This window comes from Vagococcus humatus (assembly GCF_003950325.1).
Lineage (GTDB): Bacteria > Bacillota > Bacilli > Lactobacillales > Vagococcaceae > Vagococcus_C > Vagococcus_C humatus.
Window position 1 is genome coordinate 668,918 of record NZ_PXZH01000001.1, and the last position, 17,583, is coordinate 686,500.

Annotated in this window: 14 protein-coding genes; 7 read left to right on the forward strand and 7 right to left on the reverse strand. The window is 34.0% G+C overall.

Annotated features, from left to right (window positions below; translation table 11 throughout):
- Nucleotides 1–26: 26 nt before the first annotated feature.
- The 3 genes from C7P63_RS03235 to C7P63_RS03245 all read right to left on the reverse strand — a co-directional run bounded on the left by C7P63_RS03235 (nt 27) and on the right by C7P63_RS03245 (nt 5,905).
- A complete protein-coding gene (locus C7P63_RS03235; protein ID WP_125942721.1) occupies nt 27–3,014 on the reverse strand; it encodes a glycoside hydrolase family 2 TIM barrel-domain containing protein in 2,988 nt (995 codons plus the stop codon).
- A gap of 61 nt (nt 3,015–3,075) precedes the next feature.
- Nucleotides 3,076–3,543 carry a methylated-DNA--[protein]-cysteine S-methyltransferase gene (locus C7P63_RS03240; RefSeq protein ID WP_125942722.1) on the reverse strand — a complete coding sequence of 156 codons (468 nt, stop codon included), beginning with the start codon at nt 3,541–3,543 and terminating at the stop codon, nt 3,076–3,078.
- Nucleotides 3,506–5,905 (reverse strand): helix-turn-helix domain-containing protein, encoded by a 2,400-nt coding sequence (locus tag C7P63_RS03245; protein WP_125942723.1) that lies wholly within the window; start codon nt 5,903–5,905, stop codon nt 3,506–3,508. Before C7P63_RS03245 ends, C7P63_RS03240 begins: the two co-directional genes overlap by 38 nt.
- A 201-nt stretch (nt 5,906–6,106) precedes the next feature.
- Here C7P63_RS03245 and C7P63_RS03250 point away from each other — a divergent pair, with 201 nt between their 5' ends.
- The 3 genes from C7P63_RS03250 (at nt 6,107) to C7P63_RS10255 (ending at nt 8,986) form a co-directional block, all read left to right on the forward strand.
- Nucleotides 6,107–7,405 carry an MFS transporter gene (locus C7P63_RS03250; RefSeq protein WP_125942724.1) on the forward strand — a complete coding sequence of 433 codons (1,299 nt, stop codon included), beginning with the start codon at nt 6,107–6,109 and terminating at the stop codon, nt 7,403–7,405.
- 18 nt (nt 7,406–7,423) lie between these two features.
- Nucleotides 7,424–8,617 (forward strand): amidohydrolase, encoded by a 1,194-nt coding sequence (locus tag C7P63_RS03255; protein WP_125942725.1) that lies wholly within the window; start codon nt 7,424–7,426, stop codon nt 8,615–8,617.
- 192 nt (nt 8,618–8,809) lie between these two features.
- Nucleotides 8,810–8,986 carry a hypothetical protein gene (locus C7P63_RS10255; RefSeq protein ID WP_165863759.1) on the forward strand — a complete coding sequence of 59 codons (177 nt, stop codon included), beginning with the start codon at nt 8,810–8,812 and terminating at the stop codon, nt 8,984–8,986.
- 62 nt (nt 8,987–9,048) lie between these two features.
- Here C7P63_RS10255 and C7P63_RS03260 read toward each other — a convergent pair whose 3' ends face one another.
- The 4 genes from C7P63_RS03260 to deoC form a co-directional block, all read right to left on the reverse strand.
- Nucleotides 9,049–9,852, reverse strand: coding sequence for a Cof-type HAD-IIB family hydrolase (locus C7P63_RS03260; RefSeq protein WP_125942726.1), 804 nt, complete (start codon nt 9,850–9,852; stop codon nt 9,049–9,051).
- 29 nt (nt 9,853–9,881) lie between these two features.
- Nucleotides 9,882–10,337, reverse strand: a complete 456-nt coding sequence (locus C7P63_RS03265; RefSeq protein ID WP_125942727.1) for a YaiI/YqxD family protein — start codon at nt 10,335–10,337, stop codon at nt 9,882–9,884.
- Between the two features lie 108 nt (nt 10,338–10,445).
- A complete protein-coding gene (locus tag C7P63_RS03270) occupies nt 10,446–11,396 on the reverse strand; it encodes a sugar-binding transcriptional regulator (RefSeq protein ID WP_243640789.1) in 951 nt (316 codons plus the stop codon).
- A gap of 171 nt (nt 11,397–11,567) precedes the next feature.
- Nucleotides 11,568–12,215, reverse strand: coding sequence for a deoxyribose-phosphate aldolase (gene deoC, locus C7P63_RS03275; protein ID WP_125942728.1), 648 nt, complete (start codon nt 12,213–12,215; stop codon nt 11,568–11,570).
- A gap of 254 nt (nt 12,216–12,469) precedes the next feature.
- Between deoC and fucP the strand changes: the two genes are divergently transcribed.
- From fucP to C7P63_RS03295, 4 genes are all read left to right on the forward strand, one after another.
- Nucleotides 12,470–13,822, forward strand: a complete 1,353-nt coding sequence (fucP, locus tag C7P63_RS03280) for an L-fucose:H+ symporter permease (protein ID WP_125942729.1) — start codon at nt 12,470–12,472, stop codon at nt 13,820–13,822.
- 45 nt (nt 13,823–13,867) lie between these two features.
- On the forward strand, nt 13,868–14,887 hold the full coding sequence (locus tag C7P63_RS03285; RefSeq protein ID WP_125942730.1) for an aldose 1-epimerase family protein: 1,020 nt from the start codon (nt 13,868–13,870) through the stop codon (nt 14,885–14,887).
- Between the two features lie 53 nt (nt 14,888–14,940).
- Nucleotides 14,941–15,837, forward strand: a complete 897-nt coding sequence (rbsK, locus tag C7P63_RS03290; RefSeq protein ID WP_125942731.1) for a ribokinase — start codon at nt 14,941–14,943, stop codon at nt 15,835–15,837.
- Nucleotides 15,838–16,053: 216 nt separating this feature from the next.
- Nucleotides 16,054–17,388 (forward strand): FAD-dependent oxidoreductase, encoded by a 1,335-nt coding sequence (locus C7P63_RS03295; protein ID WP_125942732.1) that lies wholly within the window; start codon nt 16,054–16,056, stop codon nt 17,386–17,388.
- Nucleotides 17,389–17,583 lie beyond the last annotated feature (195 nt).

Here is a 17,583-nt window from a genome sequence, read left to right on the forward strand (position 1 = left end):
TGACTTAAAAGTTTTTTTCTATTCTATTAGTTTTTTTTATTAAAAAAGAGAGACCCTTCAAAAATAAATGATTCTTCACTAAAACAACTAGCCTCTGCCACATAAGGTCCACAACTATTGGAACCAATACCATTTTGTTTCATATCTAAATGTAAATACCTAATCCCTAAGTCCTGTAACTCGTCAAGATGTTTAGCTTGAGTTAGCATCTTAGCAGAATATTTTTGTAAACTAAAATTAAACCAACGAGGACTTGTACAGCGAATCTGATGGCTGTCCCCTATCACCTCAACCCAATGCGTATGCCATCTATTTCCATTTTCTTGAGGATAAAGATACCTTTCTTCCAACTCAGCTATTTCTTGTCTATACTCACCTAACTGACTAGCATAATGTTTATCTTCATAACTAGCAAACGGACCAAAGCCAAAATAATTAGCCTCATTAAACTGATTAACAAGAGGTAAAACTATCCCAAAACGAGGTAAATCAGGCAGATTTTCTGTTTTCTTTACCTTAAATTGATAAGCTATTTGCCCAGTTCCATCAATAGTCATCTGTAACTCTATCCCTAAAATTCTTTGAATACCAGGAGCTCCTAAATGGTATATTCCTGTTAAAATAATCCCTTGATCAGTTTTCTTGATATGACAGTCAATTAAATTTAAACTAGCTTGATCATAACCTGCCCCTTGCCAGTCCTTACGTATATTACGGTCATTATCAGTAGGTGCCCGCCAAATATGTAGATAGCTAGGCTCAGCTAATAACTTTTCTCCTTGAACTTGTACTTGATCCATTAAACCTGTTTGCTGATTGAATCGATACATAAAATCTTTTCCTTCTATTATAATAAACTGATTGTCTTTAACAACATAGTCTAAAGGATAGCTTGCCAAATGAGACAATTCATTTTTCCAAGGGTGTTCCACCACTTCTTGAATAATTTTTTGTTGTGTGCCTAAATATTCTCCTGTAGCTTTTTTATACACACCTATCTCAAAAGTCAGTGTGTCTTGCTTAGTGATAGTAGGAACTTTTACCTGAACAGATTTTTTTGTTCTAGGAGCAATGTGGGATACATCAAGCGAGCCTGTTTCAACTTTTTTTCCGTTTTTATGCCAGCTATATACCACCTGATAATTTTCCCCGACAAGAAAACTATTAATATTTTTTAGCCAACATTCTCCTGTATTAACATTAAGCTCTTTTAATTGAATAGGTAGATGAATATTTCGGTACTCTTCCATTTTACTGGTCCATTGTCGGTACGGTGTAGTCAGTCCGTCTACACAAAAATTACCATCATGTAATGTTTCGCCAAAATCCCCTCCATATCCTAGATAACTGTCCCCAGTTTCATTCACACACTTCATGCTGTGATCTGCCCATTCCCAAACAAATCCCCCGACAAAAGCAGGATAGCGCTCCATTAAGTCAAAATAAGTCTTTAAATCCCCTGGGCCATTCCCCATTGCATGACTATATTCACACAACATAAAAGGTTTCGTATATTGAGGACTTTCACAAAAATGGGTCACTTCATTGAAAGAGGGATACATACGGCTAATAACATCTAAATTAGAAAAATCATTAGCCTGATAACTAACAGGTTCAGCAGCTCTTTCATTATGGATTAGCCGACTTGGATCTAGCTTTTTAATCAAATGTTGGGCTTTTTCAAAATTTTTACCATAACCAGACTCATTTCCCATAGACCAAATCAAAATAGAAGACCGGTTAATAAACCACTTCACTGACCGATAAATACGGTCAATCATGGCCTGTTCAAACCTACTATCATTCGCCATTAAATTATATTGAGCTAAATCACCGTATAAATTTACTACGCCATGACATTCTAAATCAGCTTCACTTACTATATAAAAACCTAATTCGTCTGCTAATTCATAAAAAATAGGAGGTTTAGGATAGTGAGCTGTCCGAATGGCATTCATGTTTAACTGTTTCATTTTTAGCATATCCATTCGGTACATCTCTTCTGTCATAACGCTACCTGTATCTGGATGAGTATCATGATGATTAACACCTAAAAAAGTAATAGGTTGACCATTTAAATAAATCTCACGTCCGACTACTTCTACCTGTCTAAAACCGATTGCTTCTTTAAAGTATTCACCGTTAGTTTCTAAAACAAGGGTATACAAAGTAGGGGTTTCCGCTGACCATAAAGAGGCATTTTCTACTGTTATCTGTGTGTCTTTTTGAAACACACCCTGAGCCATTAACTGATGATTTGGATTATATAAGTAATAACTAACACTCTCTAGCCAGTTTTTTGTGGTCACTTCTAACTGAGCTATTTTGTTCTCTAAATCTATTTTAGGGGTGATTTGGTACTCCCATAAATGCTTTTGAGGTCTGGTTAATAAATAAACAGAACGAATAATTCCAGTTGTTCTAAATTTATCCTGATCTTCAAAATAGGTACCGTCACACCACTTCATAACTAAAACAGTCAATCGGTTAACACCTGTTACCAAGTAAGGAGTCACATTAAATTCACTTGGACTATGAGTAACTTGATCATAGCCTACAAACTGACCATTAATAAACACATGTAAATTAGAATCCACTCCTTCAAAATTCAAATAATAACTTTGATCCCCTTGTTTTTCTAATGAAAATTCCCGTTGATAAATACCACATGGATTATCATAAGGGGTATAAGGTGGGTCATAAGGAATTGGATAAGAAACATTCACATATTGATGCTGATCATATCCTTGATTTTGAAACGTCCCTGGAACCTGAATGTAAGAGGAACTATTGTCTAAAAGTGGTTGCTCAAAAAAACGACTTGGAACATGATGAATAGACTCATAATAAGCAAATTGCCACTGACCATCTAGTAACATAAACCTTTGACTTTCATCCCGCTTCTTACTAGTTAAAGCTTCTTCTAGTGACTGATAAGGAACATAGTAGTTTCTTTCAGGCTCTTTATGAACTGAGATAGTTTCTAACTGCTTGTAATATGGGTATTTAAACACTGGCTGTAAGCTCCTTTTTAGTTATAATAAACGCTTTCATTTTAAAGTTAACTCTGCTTTTTTATTTTTCCAACATTTGTAAATAAACTTTCCAATCAAGACCGCTTCTAAATCCTCCTAATTGACCATCTTTGCGAATTATTCGGTGACATGGCCATACAATTAAAAGAGGGTTTTTCCCTACGGCATTGGCTACTGCTCTCACTGCATGAGGCTGATTAATTTGATTAGCTAAATCACTGTAGCTCAAAATCTCACCGTAACCTACTTTTGCTAGCTCTTGCCAGACTAATTTTTGAAATTCTGTTCCTATTACTGAAGAGGAAATTCGACAAGTAAAGACTTGCCTGTTTCCTGTTAAATAGTCACTCAGTTGATCCGTATAGCTTTTAGTGATAGATCGGTCGATAGCAGGCTCTTCATTAGGTTGAAGAAAACGTTGCTGAGTGTCCACATAGACTAAACCTGTTTCATCTGCTCCTAAATAAAGCTTACCTATAGGTGTTTCTACAATATCTTGATAAATCATACGCTCTTCTTTCCTCGCATTCACAGTTAATTGGCGTTAATTCTAACAAAACAATCCCATTAATATCAATAATACATTCAAATTGAAAGCCGTTTTTCACTTCCACATCAGTTAAACTCATTTTAGGTCGACAATTTTCTGCTAAATATCGGTGAGCTTCATAATCAATAGGGGCTCTAGAATTAAATGCTAGACAATCATAAAAAATAGCGCCATTATGCCGATTAAAATCCAAACGTTTCATTTGATAAAGTTTAGAAGGAATCTCTGGTATTTCTATTCGGACACCAACAGATTGACTTTCTAAAAAGCTAGCTTCTTTACTTAAATCTGGAGAAAAATACTTAGTGTTCCACAAAACTAACTGATAAGTATCCCGATGCTTTAATAGCAAATAATTATCCGAAAAAGCCATTTCTTGGCCTTTAAGTCGTTTGATTAGTTTCAAAATAAAATAAGTCGGCCGTGCCCCATTATAGTTATGGAATAAAATCAAACCATCAAAATTGGCACGAGGTTGTTGAGTAAATTCTTCATATAAACCAGCATTCAACCAACAGCCTTGTCCTTCAATAATTCGGTCTAGCTTTAACATCTCTTGTAAAATTAAGGCTCCTCTAAAATAAGTACCATTGACATATCTATCAGAACTGGTTAATGTATTCCACTCTACTAAATAAATCGGATGCTTTACCCCGTAACTTTTTAACTTATCTGATATGAGGCGCATTTCTTTATAAACATACTCTTGAAATTGGGTAACTTGTGTCGGCAACTTGTCTGATGACTGATACGTCAGATTAGGTTCTGAACGGTAAGATAAAAAATCACATTGAGGCACTAGATTATTTAAAAAGATATCTTGACTTTTTTGACTAACAAATTGATAGTCTGGATAACGTAAAGGAATGGAAACTCCTAATTGAATAGCTGGACTAATTTGATGAACGTAGTAAGCAATCTGCTTATATAGTTTTTCTCCCTCTCTAATCCGGATAGGATGAATCGTGCAACTTAATTTAAAATGAGCTAACAGACTCTCTCCGTAATAAGTTTTCACATGCTCTAAAAAGGCTAAATACTGATACTTAACAGTTTGATTAAGCATGGCATATTCTTGTAAAGAAATTTCATAAAACAAACCAATTTGGTGTTTTTTTAAATAAGTTAAAATCATATCAAATTTTCCAAAAGAAGAAAAAATTTTTAATTGCTCTCCGTGATCTAGTCGATAAGAATGAGAATTTCCCACTTCTAAACTATGAATACCAATATAAGATACCCCTATTTCCTCTACTAATTGCTCCAATTGTTGAAAAGTTTCCAGTTCTAATAAATTTTCTAAAGCGCCTACATGAATAATTCTTTCAGCATGTTTATTCATTGGTTGAGGACACATGCTAATCTGATAACTTTTGTGTTTTTCAATCGTCGCCACTGTCCGAGATGTTTCTTTAGGCAAGTAAGCATAGTAATAAAACTTTCCTAGTATATCTTGACACTCTAAACAGTCTCGTTCTATCTGGTCAGAGCTTGGATTTCTTTGCCAGTTTTTCTCTTGTTGCATTTTTTTTCGGTAATCAGAAGGAGATAAGTGATAATAGGTTTTAAATTGTTGCCGGTAAGTTTTTCCACTGCCAAACCCATTAGATGAGGCAATTTCCTCAATCGTCTTACGTGAAAAAATTAAATCTTTCAAACTGTTTCTTAAACGAAGTTGAGTTAAATAAACAGAAAAATATTGACCGGTTTCTTGTTTAAACAACTTAGAAAAAGTAGAAGAAGACAAGTACAACCTGCTAGCAACTTCTTCCATTAAAATAGGTTCCTGGCATCGGTTTCGAATGTACTCTAAAGACTCTTTTACCTTATCATTTCGGATATATGTCAGTCGATCTGTTTTTTCTTTTGAGAAATATTGAATTAACCAAAGTAACACTTGATTAAGTGCCGTAGACATCAAAAGTTCTCTTCTTTTATCATTACCATAAAAGGCTAAAAATAATTCACATAAATATTTTCGTATCTCTTCAATCGGTCCCTGTTTCCCCAAATGGTTTTGTTCCGGTTGGCAATCAAAATCAGTGGCTACATAATTAGGATACATGCTGGTTAAGTATAAATTATCAATCTCAACATAGAATAATAGACTATCTTGTTCGGTTTTATTCGTTAAAATTAACTGATCGTGAATGTTTCCTACAAATAGCTTTCCTTTAGATAGTGGGAAAGTTAATAAATTTTGTTGAACAGATAATTGGCCATCTAACACAAAAAAAATGGTTGTTTCTTCTAAAAACCAATTGCTAGTTTCAAAACTAGCTATTTTTCTGCCATATACTTGAAAATTTTGTTGATTCATTGTTTAACTCTTTCTCCCTAACATAGGTGTATTTTACCATATACGAAACATATGTACGATAAAAAGTACATATATTTCTTCTCATTTATTTGTCATTTTATATTAAGTGTATTAAGAAATAACTGTTATTGTTTTCATTTATATAACGTTTTAAAATAAATATAACAATTTAATAATACACAGCAAGGAGATGAAATCAACATGAAAAAAGGAAAAATCTTTTATGGTTGGTGGGTCGTATTAGGCTCTGTATTGATTACCACTACCATGATCCCAAGCGTTATGGCAATGGCAAACAAGTTTTTAATTCCTGTTACTTCAGAAATGGCAATTAGTCGAAGTACCTTTGCTTTTAGTAATACCATCTTACAAGGAATGGGTATTTTCTTATCCCCAATGGTGACAAAACGTCTAGCAACAGGAAACCTAAAAAAAATGCAAAGCATTAGCATTCTTATTTTTGGAATCGCTTTCGCTTCCTACGGGTTAGCTAGAACTCCTTATCATCATTATTTGTCTTCTTTTGTCATTGGTATTTGCTATTTATATGCCACAGTCATCCCAATTAGTTTAATGATCAACAATTGGTTCGTTAAAAAAAGAGGATTGGCTATGAGTTTAGCAATGGCTGGTATCGGTCTTGGAGGATTTATCTTTAGTCCACTTGTCACTTACTGGATTAATCATTTTGGATGGCGTACAGCCTACTTTATCTTTGCTGCTATTATTTTAATTGTCTCCCTACCAGTTTCTGTATTTATCTTAAAAAAAGAACCTGCCCAAATGGGATTAACTCCTTACGGGGCGGAGGAAACAAAGGATAATCAACCAACTCATGCTAAAACGATTCAACTCTCTACTAAAAAATCCTTTGCTAAACCTTTTTTTCTTTTATTAATTATCGGTATGGTTTTAAACGGAATTATTAATAGCGGTGCTATGGGACAATTTCCTCCAGCTTTAGAAGAAGGATACAGTACTGCTTTTGCAGCGTCTATTATTTCCCTTTATTCAATTATCGGTGTTTTAGAAAAATTGTTATTAGGCTGGTTAAATGACCGGTTCGGCATTGTCTTCAGTGCTATCTTTGGCTGCTCAACTTTTTCAGCCTCATTTATTTGTTTGTTGCTTGGTAATGGAAAACCTGCTGCTTATGCAATGGCGGTTTGTTTTGGTTTAGGTTTAGCTATTGGAAGTATGATGCCTCCTCTAGTAACTGCTTCTATTTATAACACTAAGCAGTACGGAGAAGTGTACGGATATGTCAGTAGCGCGACCCAAATCGGTATGTCTCTAGGTTCTCTTGTTGTTGCATCTATTTTCGACTTAACCGGATCATACACATTAGGATGGATAATCCTCTTTACCTTCACACTCACAACTATGGTTAGTTGGATTGGTGCTTACAAATTATCTAGAAAATACTGTCAACAAACTAAAACAGCTGGCATTCCTGTTCCTATTCAGCAAATAAAGCAAACAGATACAGACTATTTATAAAAAGGAAGGCGTACAATTATGAACTATGAACACTTACAAACCCAACTATTTAATCGTCTTGAGCAACGTGAACAAGATATGATTGACTTACGTCGTCATATGCATGAGTATCCTGAAATTTCCTTTGAAGAAGAAAAAACTGCACAATATATTGAAGAGTTTTATAAAGGAAAAGATGTCAGCATAAAAACCAATGTAGGTTGTCGTGGTATTGTGGTAGATATTAAAGGAGCAAAACCAGGGCCAACTATTGCCTTACGAGCAGATTTTGATGCCTTACCAATTCAAGAAGAAACAAATCTTCCCTTTGCTTCAAAACATCCTGGAATTATGCATTCATGCGGTCATGATGCTCACACTGCTTATTTATTAGTATTAGCAGATGTGTTATTGGAGTTAAAAGATGAACTACCTGGTACCATTCGAATTATTCATCAGCCTGCGGAAGAAAAACCACCTGGTGGCGCTATTGGAATGATTCAAGATGGCTGTTTGGAAGGTGTTGACAAAGTATTAGGTTCTCATATCTTAAACAATGTAGAAGTTGGTAAAGTGATGTCAGCTAGTGGACCTATTATGACAGGTAATTCTACCTTTTTCATTACCATGTATGGAAAAGGTGGTCATGGATCTATGCCTCATGATGCTAATGATACCATTGTTGCAGGAGCACACTTTGTCACTGCAGTCCAAACTATTGTCAGCCGAAGAATGAATCCTTTAGAAGCCTCTGCTTTAACAATTGGATCCTTTGATGCAGCTGGTACAACTAACATTATCAAAGATTCAATAAAAATTGCTGGCGATATTCGGGTTATGTCTGATGAAAATCGGTATAAGATTGAAAAACATTTTAGAGAGTTATTAGACGGTATTTGTCAAGGGTTTGGTATCACCTATGACCTTGAATTTACACATGGTTATCCTGTTTTAGTCAATGATAAAGCAACCACTGATCAAACCCTAAGTGCTATCCAAAATGCTCAAATAGACGAAGTGACTCATGTGTTCTATTGCCCACCCTTCCCTGCATCAGAAGATTTTTCTTACTATGCCCAAGAAAAACCAAGTTGCTTCTTTTATGTAGGAGCTAAATTAGCTAATCAACCTTATTATCCTCATCACCATCCAAAATTTGATTTTGATGAAAAAAGTTTGCTTATTTCGGCTAAAACAATGGGAAGCGCTGCTTTAAATCATTTGTTTACTTAATACTTCATTCCTCTCTGTTTGTCTCTTAAACTAACAAACTGACTATGTTTAGATATAGAAGTTTCTGCATGTTATCTTTTTCCCCTATTCCCCCAAAGATTCCACACAATAATTATGACTAGAATTAACTTAAATTCTATGTTATATTATTGTGTGGGATTTTTCACATTTCAAAACAAAGGGGAATTATGTGTGTTAAAAAAATGGCAATCTTTTTCAAAAAAACGTCAATATACTTTACTAGGATTAGCTTTAGCAGTCGGCTTACTAGTCGGATTATCTAAAGGGTTCATCTTATATACTGGAATTCTAATCTACTCATATGGCGGAGCTATGTGGATGATGGAACATTTTAATATCACTTTTTAGATACAAAAATAGCCACTAAAAGCGAATGTTTAACTTTTAGTGGCTATTTTAATGTTTGATGACTACTTTAGCAATATTTCTATCTCTTCTAAAACACCTGATTCGTCATTAGTGAGACTAGTCACACAATCACTTACTGCTAATAATTCTGGTGCTGCATTTTTCATTGCATAACCTTTTTCTACATATTGAATCATCTCTAAATCATTTCCACTGTCCCCAAAAGCAACCGTTGAAGTTTGAGGGATATCTAAATGTTTTTGAATCAACTGAATGCCACTTGCTTTATGTGTTCCTGGCAGTATCAAATCAACATCTCGCCCACCTGAAGAGATAGGTTTTAATTCTCCCTTTAACCGATTATTTAGCTGAATAAGACCATCAGGCACCTCTTCTGCACTAGGGAAGGATAAGCCAAATTTTAAGAATTGATCTTGTTCGTACAAAGCATCAAAATCTGCTACCCATTTTAAGTGATGATAATACATACTAGCTTCATCAAAATAAGCCTGACTTTCTTTTTGATGAATATAAGCTGAATTTTTGCCACAAACAACCACTTCTACTTTAGGAAACTCAGCTAATATTTTTAACGTCTGCTTAAAAGTTGCTTCAGAAATACTAGCTGAGAATAATTCTTGCCCTTTTGATATAACCCAAGCCCCATTTTCTGCTACAAAAGATATTTCTTCTTTGATTTCTTCAAAAAAAGAAGCCAATTGGTAATACTGATTCCCACTGGCTACCACAAAATGAACCTCTTGTTCCTTCATTTTTTGATACAAAGACTTAAAACGCTCTCTATTATACGTTTTTTGACTAGTTAAAAAAGTACCATCCATATCTGTTGCAATTAATTTTAGCATAAAACTAGCATCTCCTTTCCTACTTTTTTCTACTTTAATTTAAGTTCTTTTTCAATCAAATTAGCCATAACTTTTTTAAAACGAAGTCGATCTTGTTGTGTAAAAGCTTTAGGTCCTTTAGTTTTTTTACCTGCTCGGCGCATTTGTGCCCCTAGATAGCGTTGAGTTAATAACATATCGATAGTTTCTTTTCGGTATTCTTGTCCGTTATGATGAAACACTCTAGCTCCTTTTTCTAGTACTAAGGAAGCTAGACCATAATCTTGAGTAATAACCCAATCAGCTACTTCAATTTCTTTAATAATCCTATAATCCGCCGCATCTGCTCCTTTATCTACATAAATAAAGGTTAAAAAATCCGGATAAATTTTATCTGTATAATGATCCACACTCGTTACTATCACAACAGGCAACTGATAATTTTGGCCTAACTCAATCACTTCATTTTTTACTGGAGAACCGTCTCCATCTATAATTAATCTCATATTTATTCTAATCCTATCTCATTTATAAACTGTTACCGTCTTTATCATAGCTTAATCTACTTAAAAAGACCAACCCATAACTGAGTTGATCTTTATTTTTTGACAAATTTAAAATCTCTGCAGCAATTCTTTTGCTGAATGAGCGTCAATAATTAATGTATTGGCATATCCACCAACTAAAGCTCCATGAATAGCTGGAACTTTTCTAGACCCTCCCGCTACTAGAATAGTGTCTTTTTTTTCTTTTAACTCATCTAAATCAATCCCAATAGTCCGGCGATTAATCTCAGGATTAGCAATTTCTCCTGAAGCTGTAATGAATCTTGAAAAAATATCTCCAACTGCTTCTTTTTTAAAAAAAGCGATTTCATCTTGAGAAAAATAATTTAGATGAAACAACATGGACTCTTCATGAACACTTCCTACTGTAAATACGGCAATATTGCTCTTTTTTCCTTGATTCATGATATATTGTATATGTCTATCTTTCATGACTAATTCTTTAATTTCTTGATAATCAAAAATAACCGGTAAAGGTAAAATTTCAGCTTCTCCGTGAAATGCTTGACTGAATAAACTCATAACCTCATGAGAATAGTTGGTAATCGAACTATGGGACTCTCCACCTTTTAATTGAACAATTTTTACATGATTTAAGGGAGTGTCTGTTAATTGAGTTGCAACAGAATAAATCGTTTTACCGAAACCAACTCCAATCAGATCCCCATCTTTAACAATCGACTGTAAGTAATTAGCTGTTTTATAGCCTAGATTTTGTAAAATGTTGTATTCATCAGTAGAGTGAGCATAAGTAATGATCACTTTCTTTAAATGATAGCGTTGAGCTAATGTTTCTTCTAATTTTAAAGTATCTTCAAATGGATCTAAAATTTCTATTTGCACAAAACCTTCATCTTTGGCATATTGTAGCAATCTAGATACAGTAGGCCGAGAAAGTTGCATCTCTTTAGCAATCGTACTCTGATCCAAATTACTTTCATAATAATATTTTGCTACTTGTATGGCTTGTTTGACTTTTTTTTTGTGGCCAGTATCCAAACCAATCCCTCCTTGTAGTCATTAATAAAAAAACTATAACTGGATTTACTTCAAAAACAGTTTAGCACATGTTTCTCATGAAAACTACCTATAAAATAATCTGCATCAGAGAACGACTTATTAAACGATACAAAAAAAGAGCGAGATAATCATTATCTCGCTCTTTTAACCTTATTTACCAATAATTTGCAGACTAGCGCTTGTTCCTAAACGAGTTGCACCAGCTTCGATAAATGCCATTGCTTCTTCTTTTGTATGAATTCCACCAGAAGCTTTCACTTCAGCTTGATCCCCGACTGTTTCTTTCATTAATTTCACATCATCTAACTGAGCACCACTTGTTGAAAAACCAGTAGATGTTTTAACAAATTCTGCGCCACCTGCTACAACTAATTGACACGCACGAACAATTTCTTCTTTAGTTAACAAAGCTGTTTCAATAATAACTTTGACTAATTTATTTGCTTGATGAGCAGCAGTAACCACTGCTTTAATGTCAGCTTCTACTTGTTTATCATGTCCTGCTTTTAATTCCCCAATATTGATAACCATGTCGACTTCATCTACACCATCTAAAATAGCTTGCTCAACTTCTGCTACTTTAATAGCTGTTGTATTAGCGCCTAAAGGAAATCCAATAACTGTTGCTGTTTTAACAGAAGTTCCTTTAACTTGGCTATGCACGTGTTGAACCCAGTAAGGATTTACCATGACTGAGGCAAAATTATTTTCTTTCGCTTCTTTAATAACCTTATCTACTTGTTCTTCTGTTGCAGTTGCTTTTAATAATGTGTGATCTAAATAATGAGCTAATTCCATTTCAATTCCTCCTCGTTTAATTCACTTGTATCATAGCATTATTTTTTACATTTGTAAAATACTATTTTGAACATTATTTCTTTTTATAGAAAATTATTTCAATTACAGTATTTACATTTGTAAAAAACAGGTGTATGGTTAAGACAGCTTGAGAAAAGGGTTACAACATTATGAGGAGGTGGTATTAAGGCTTGACTCGTTTATTACTTACCTATTTTCTCACAAAAACAGAATGATTATGGAGGATGTTTACCATGTTAGATCACACCACAACCCAAGCAACACCTGTTCCAAAAAAATCCTTTCATTTATTTAAATTAAAGGCAAAACAATTAGATGACGGTTATTTAGACCGAATTCCTTGGTTTCAATTTATTTTGCTCTCACTATTATTTCCAATGTGGGCTGCTGCTGCTAGCTTAAACGATATTTTGATTACCCAGTTTAAAACCATCTTTACTTTGAGTAACTTTGCAAGTGCTTTCGTTCAAAGTGCTTTTTACGGCGGATATTTTTTAATTGCTATCCCAGCTTCACTAGTTATTAAAAAAACTTCTTATAAATTAGCTATTTTAATTGGATTACTTTTATATACTGTCGGTTGTACCTTGTTTTTCCCAGCTTCCCATATGGCAACTTATAGTATTTTCCTAGCGGCTATTTTTGCCATTGCCGTTGGGTTAAGCTTTTTAGAAACTTCAGCTAATACTTATAGTTCTCTTTTAGGACCAAAAGAAACCACCACTTTACGTCTAAATATTTCTCAAACCTTCTACCCAATTGGGGCAATTGCTGGAATTGTGTTAGGTAAATACTTAATTTTTGGTGAAGGTGCTAGTTTAGAAGAGCAAATGAAAGGGTTAACAGGTATCGAACGAGTTCAATTTGGCGAGCAAATGCTACAAAAAACCCTACTTCCTTATAAATTTATTATTATTGTGTTAATCGCTATGATGATTTTATTTATCTTAACTGAATTCCCTGCTAGCAAACCTAAAGATGAACCTAATACAGAAAGTGCTAAAATTTCTGAAACATTGGCCTATTTAGCTAAAAACAAAGAGTTTTTAAAAGGCATTGGCACAGAATTTATGTATATTGGTATGCAGACAGCAGTTTGGTCTTTTACCATTCGTCTAGCTATGTCTTTACATGGCAGTATCAATGAACGTAGTGCTTCTACATTTATGATTTACAGTTACATTGCTTTCTTCTTAGGAAAAATCATTGCTAACTTCTTAATGAACAAAATGTCCCCTTCTAAAGTTTTATATATTTATGGTATTTTAGGCTCTTTATCTTTAGCTTATATTATGCTAGTTCATAATATGTCAGCGGTTTACTTTACTATTTTAGTCAGTGGATTATTTGGTCCATGTTGGGCAACTATTTACTCACAAACATTGGATACTGTAACAGACAAACGTCATACAGCTACTGCTGGTGCTATTATCGTTATGTCTATTATTGGTGGGGCAATTATCCCATTAATTCAAGGTCTAGTAGCAGACTGGACAGGTTCTATGTCTTACTCTTTCGTTGTTTCATTAATTTGTTTTGTAGTAGTAGTTATTTACTCAAAAGATCGAATGAAAAAGCAAGCTTAAACAAAAAATTAACATTAATTATAAATTATACTGGAGGTTATTTTCATGACACACACATTACATTTTACCCATGCTATGTTTACAGAAAAAGAACAACTTATTTTCGAAAACCAACACTTCTCTGTAACTACTTTTACTTACCCTTCTGGTGTTGAGGCAGTTACCTTAACTAACTCTAAAGGACATTTAACCCTTCTTCCTTATATGGGGTTAATTATTTGGGACGCTGTTTTTGAAGGTGTTTCCTTAAAAATGAAAGATATGTTCACTCAACCATTACCTGGAGATAATATTGCAGATACTTATGGCTGTTTTCAATTTAACTCAGGTCTTTTAGCTAACGGTACTCCTGGTCCTGAAGATGACTACGGCTTACACGGTGAATTTCCTACTGCAACTATGGATGAAGCTTATTTAACTTTTGATGAAAACTCTTTAACGATTCATAGTCAAAAAGAATACGTTAAAGGTTTTGGTCATCATTATTTAGCAGAACCATTTGTTACTTTGCACCAAAACTCTGGATTATTTGATATCGAATTAACAGTTACTAACCTATCAAATTACCAACCTATGCCTTTACAATATATGTGTCATATGAATTACGCTTATTCTGATCAAGGTATTATTAGTCAAAACTTCCCTGACGAAGCCTTTACTTTACGTCAAACAATTCCTGGTCATGTCCATCCTACTGAAGACTGGTTAGCTTATAATGAAAAATTAAAAGAATCTGGTCAATTAATTAATCACTTAGACGACAGCCAACATTACGATCCTGAAATTGTCTTCTTCACAGAAGATTTAACTAAACATGTAGAACAAGCAGAATTTAGAATGACTGTAGAAAAAGAACATCAATTTTTAACTACTTTTAAAACAGAACAATTTCCAATTACTACACGTTGGTTATTACATAACGCAGATCAACAAGTTGCTGCATTTGCTTTACCTGGAACAAGTCGTCCAGAAGGTTTCCATGCAGCCAAAGAAGCTGGTACATTAATTTATTTAGATCCACATGAAACACGTTCATTCAAAGTAACTACTGGGCTAGAAAAATAATTTAATCTATCCCCTATTATAAAAAAACAGAGAAATGAAGGAGAATACAAACCATGAATGATATAACTGTTATCGGTTCAAATATGATTGACTTAATTACTTATACAAATAGAATGCCTGTTGAAGGTGAAACAATTGAAGCACCAGAATTTGAAATGGGATTTGGCGGGAAAGGTTCTAACCAAGCAGTAGCTGCTGCTCGTCTAGGTTCAAAAGTTTCCATGATTACTATGGTAGGAAATGATATGTTTGGTAAACAGCACATTGAAAATTATCGTGCTAATCAAATTGATACAACTGGTGTAGGAATTGGAACGAAAAATAGTGGTGCTGCGCCAATTTTTGTTGCAGAAGATTCTAACAACCGTATTTTAATTATCAAAGGAGCAAATAATGAGCTAACTCCTAGTATGCTAGATAAACATCTGGATCAAATTAAACATTCAAAATTAATTATCTTACAACAAGAAATTCCATTAGAAACTAATTACTATGCTATTGAACTAGGTCAAAAATATCATGTTCCTGTTCTTTTAAATCCTGCACCAGCAGATGAACACCTGAATATTGACTACGTTAGTCAAGTTGAGTTTTTCATGCCTAATGAAACAGAGTTAGCTACTTTAACCAATTTACCAACAACAACGGTGGAAGAAATTACCTTAGCTGCAAAATCTTTAGTTGATAAAGGCGTAAAACACGTTATTGTAACTTTAGGCTCTAAAGGTGTATTATGGATCAATGAAACAGAACACATGCTAATCCCTAGCGAAAAGGTAAATGCCATAGATACAACTGGCGCTGGAGATGCCTTTATTGGAGCATTTTCACATTATTATACTGCTGGAGAAACTATTCCTGAAGCATTGAAACATGCTAATCATTACGCTGCTATTTCCGTGACTAAACGTGGCACACAAAAATCTTATCCTACTAGTCAAGAAATCTAAATCAATCAAAAAAACTCTTTTCTTATTATTTATTAGAAAAGAGTTTTTTTATATCCTTAGTTAATCTATTGTCTTTTGTTCAAGCATTAAACTAGACAGGTTCACCTTGTGAGATAGATAATAAAGATTATAAATTACAACAGAAAAATATGTGATATGATAAGTATATATTATAGGAATTCATAAGCTTATTTAGCTTGTTCCAGGAGGTATTTTATGAAAGTAGTCATTGTTGGTTGCACCCACGCTGGGACTAATGCAGCTATAAATATTTTAAAAAATTATCCAGACATGGATGTGACTGTGTATGAAAAAAATGATAATTTATCTTTTCTCTCATGCGGAATTGCTCTTTACGTGGGAGGTGTAGTCAAAAATGATCAAGGTTTATTTTATTCCAGTCCTGAAGAATTAACTCAACTAGGTGCCAATGTCCATATGAAACATCAAGTTCTATCTATCGATACCCAAACTAAATCGTTAACTGTTAAAAATCTAACAACCAATGAAGAATTCGTTGATTCTTATGACCGTTTAGTCATGACTACAGGCTCTTGGCCTACTACCCCTAACATTACAGGTTTAGACTTAGACAACGTCTTATTTTGTAAAAACTATCATCATGGCAAAGAAATCATGACAAAAGCCACACAAGTTAACCACGTCACTGTTGTAGGTGCTGGTTATATTGGAGTCGAACTAGTTGAAGCCTTTCACCAGTTAGGTAAACAAGTCCACTTAATCGATGGACTAGATTCTGTTTTAAATAAATACTTAGATAAAGAGTTTGCTAATGTTGTGGAGGAGCGCCTAGTAGATAAGGGTGTACAACTTTCTTTAGGAGAGCATGTGATTGGTTTTAATGGCCAAAATGGTAAAGTCTCAACCGTTGAAACAACTAAACAAAGTTACTCTACTGGTTTAGTCGTCCTTTGTCTCGGTTTTAGACCTATGACTGATTTATTGAAAGGACAAGTTGAGATGCTACCTAACGGGGCAATTATTGTCGATGAGTATATGAGGACAAGTTTACCTGATGTATTCGCAGCAGGTGATAGTACCGTTGTCCATTTTAATCCAACACAAAACTACCAATATATTCCACTAGCTACCAATGCTATTAGACAAGGTTTTTTAATTGGTCAAAACATATTAGAACCAAAACTAACCTATCAAGGTACCCAAGGAACTTCTGGCCTGCAAATATTTGGCTTAAATATCGGAACAACAGGTTTAACTGAGGAAGCTGCTCACATGTACAATATTCCTGTCAAAACGACTTTATTCCAGGATAATTACCGACCTGAATTTATGCCCTCTACTGAAAAAGTGTTAATGAAATTGGTTTACGATGATAAAAATCACCAAATTTTAGGTGGACAATTGTTATCTAAATATGATATTACTCAATCAGCTAATACTTTATCTTTAGCTATTCAACACAAAATGACCGTGGAAGACTTAGCCACTTGTGACTTTTTCTTTCAACCTTATTTTGATCGTCCTTGGAATTATCTGAACTTGTTAGCTCAAAAAGCCTTATCTGAATAAACAAAAAAACTTCTATCTTCAAGATAGAAGTCAGACTGAAAACAAACTAGCTATTCAATTAGAATAGTTAGTTTGTTTTTTGCATGAGTCCGGCTATTTTTTAAAACTTTTTTACAATATTGACTAACCTATCGATTTCAAAAATTTACTTTTCGACCATTGACCTCACAACTCTTAAAGAAACTAACTAATCCA

Bases quoted from the DNA above. Each gene is read 5' to 3' on its own strand.
- C7P63_RS03265 (WP_125942727.1), bottom strand. From the start codon at position 10,337: ATGAGATTAATTATAGATGGAGACGGTTCTCCAGTAAAAAATGAAGTG.
- C7P63_RS03260 (WP_125942726.1), bottom strand. From the start codon at position 9,852: ATGCTAAAATTAATTGCAACAGATATGGATGGTACTTTTTTAACTAGT.
- C7P63_RS03240 (WP_125942722.1), bottom strand. From the start codon at position 3,543: ATGATTTATCAAGATATTGTAGAAACACCTATAGGTAAGCTTTATTTA.
- C7P63_RS03285 (WP_125942730.1), top strand. From the start codon at position 13,868: ATGACACACACATTACATTTTACCCATGCTATGTTTACAGAAAAAGAA.
- C7P63_RS03245 (WP_125942723.1), bottom strand. From the start codon at position 5,905: ATGAATCAACAAAATTTTCAAGTATATGGCAGAAAAATAGCTAGTTTT.
- C7P63_RS03250 (WP_125942724.1), top strand. From the start codon at position 6,107: ATGAAAAAAGGAAAAATCTTTTATGGTTGGTGGGTCGTATTAGGCTCT.
- fucP (WP_125942729.1), top strand. From the start codon at position 12,470: ATGTTAGATCACACCACAACCCAAGCAACACCTGTTCCAAAAAAATCC.
- C7P63_RS03255 (WP_125942725.1), top strand. From the start codon at position 7,424: ATGAACTATGAACACTTACAAACCCAACTATTTAATCGTCTTGAGCAA.
- C7P63_RS03295 (WP_125942732.1), top strand. From the start codon at position 16,054: ATGAAAGTAGTCATTGTTGGTTGCACCCACGCTGGGACTAATGCAGCT.
- rbsK (WP_125942731.1), top strand. From the start codon at position 14,941: ATGAATGATATAACTGTTATCGGTTCAAATATGATTGACTTAATTACT.
- deoC (WP_125942728.1), bottom strand. From the start codon at position 12,215: ATGGAATTAGCTCATTATTTAGATCACACATTATTAAAAGCAACTGCA.